Source organism: Collinsella sp. AM23-17 (assembly GCF_003470945.1).
Classification (GTDB): domain Bacteria; phylum Actinomycetota; class Coriobacteriia; order Coriobacteriales; family Coriobacteriaceae; genus Collinsella; species Collinsella aerofaciens_O.
The window spans coordinates 1-1,625 of sequence record NZ_QRHU01000048.1 but is presented as its reverse complement, the minus strand read 5'-3'; the positions used below and the strand labels follow the sequence as shown (position 1 = coordinate 1,625).

1 protein-coding gene is annotated in these 1,625 nt (G+C 57.5%); it reads right to left on the bottom strand.

Annotated elements, in window-relative coordinates; translation table 11 throughout:
- Positions 1–275: 275 nt before the first annotated feature.
- Positions 276–1,490, bottom strand: a complete 1,215-nt coding sequence (locus tag DW645_RS09785) for an MFS transporter (protein ID WP_195521868.1) — start codon at positions 1,488–1,490, stop codon at positions 276–278.
- Between the last annotated feature and the right edge of the window lie 135 nt (positions 1,491–1,625).

Here is a 1,625-nt window from a genome sequence, read left to right as displayed (position 1 = left end):
GGCGAGCGCGGTCATCTTCTTGCCGGCCTCGTAGACGTTCTTGCCGTCCTCGACGTAGCCCTCCTGGCTAAAGTGCATGATCTCGATCTTCTCGGTTTCCTTCATGGCTTTTCCTTTCTGTCCTGCACGCAACTCTATACATCGCGTTTCTTTTCGATACCAATTATAGACATACACCTAATGTGTTTTTAATACCACTTATCAATCTGCTCCAATCCTCGGTGAACGGTCGAAATTCTCTGGTGAGTGGTATTAAATTAGAATTGAATGTATAGCTAACGCCTCTGGCGCCTCCCTTGTGTGACAAAGAACAGCGTTCCTACCAGCGCAATAATGGTCGATGCCCCAAACAGCACCGCCTGAACGCCCAAAGCCTCCGCCAAAAACGGAGCCGCCAGCAGCGGCAGCACGCCGGCGCTCATCAGGCCAAAACGCACAAAGCCGGTAATGCGCCCCAGGTATTTGATGTCGGCGCGCTCCTGAATCAAGATCATCTGCAGCGGTTCCAGGAATCCCCAGGCCAGACCGTTAATCGCCTGACCGATAATCGCGACCCCCAGCATATCGGTGCCCACGTACACCATGGACCCAATGCCCACGGCCATGAGCGCGCCGAGCAGCAATCGCAGGTTGACATGGCGGGCAGAAAGCTTGGTCAGGATGAACGCGCCCACCGAGGAAGTGAGGCCCACGACCGAGGACAGCCAGCCCAGCCAGACGATATCCACGTTGAGCACATCGCGATAGAACAACGACTCCAGCGAATCGAACGCGCCAAACGCAAAGAAACCCAAAAAGCCCGAGATAAAGATGAGGCGCAGGTCGTGGTCGCGAAACGTAAGTCGCGCACCCTCGGCCATGCCGCCCAAAATACCGCCCTTCGGCTTCTCCCCTTTTGCGGGAGCAACACACTCGTGACAGCCCAAGGAGAGCACGGCCGCCACACCCATCATGCCCGCCATGAGCAGATAGACCGATTGCGTGGCAAAACAGCTCACGATGGCACCGCCGAGCAGCGGGCCAGCGGTATAGGCGATATTGCTGTAGAACACCATGAGGCCGTTCACGCGGGTACGGCCCTCGGTGGTCGACTCCAGGTATCCCGGAAACGCATGCGTGCAGGTGTTGATAAAGCCGCCCGCAAGTCCCAAGACGCACGCGGCAAACACAAGCCCGGGGACAGACAACGGCGCCAACCCCACGCCAAGCGATAGCACTGCCGTAATCACGCACGTCACAAACGACGTCCGGCGCGGTCCAAAGCGATCGATGACCGAGCCCGACACCATATTGCCCACCGACGTCATAAGATTGCGCACGAGCGTAATGGCGGCAACCAAAAAGGCCGTGCCAGCCAGATCATACGTGGCCGCACCGATAAGCCCCAAAAAGTAGACCGCGTTGTTGGCGCACCACTGCAGGGACTCAATAAGAATCAGCCTGACCTCTGCCGGCGTCAGGCGCATTGCTTCGCGATCCTTCGCGAACATACGAACTCCTTCTATACAAAAAGGGGATGGAGGGCATAGGCCTGCTCCATCCCCTTTCCAGGTTGCAACGAAAATCTATGCAGCCGGGCCCTTACGCCAGCACGCCGAAGAACGCGCCGATGATGCCCACGACCA

Coding starts and splice junctions, on each gene's coding strand:
- DW645_RS09785 (WP_195521868.1), bottom strand. CDS start 1,490: ATGTTCGCGAAGGATCGCGAAGCAATGCGCCTGACGCCGGCAGAGGTC.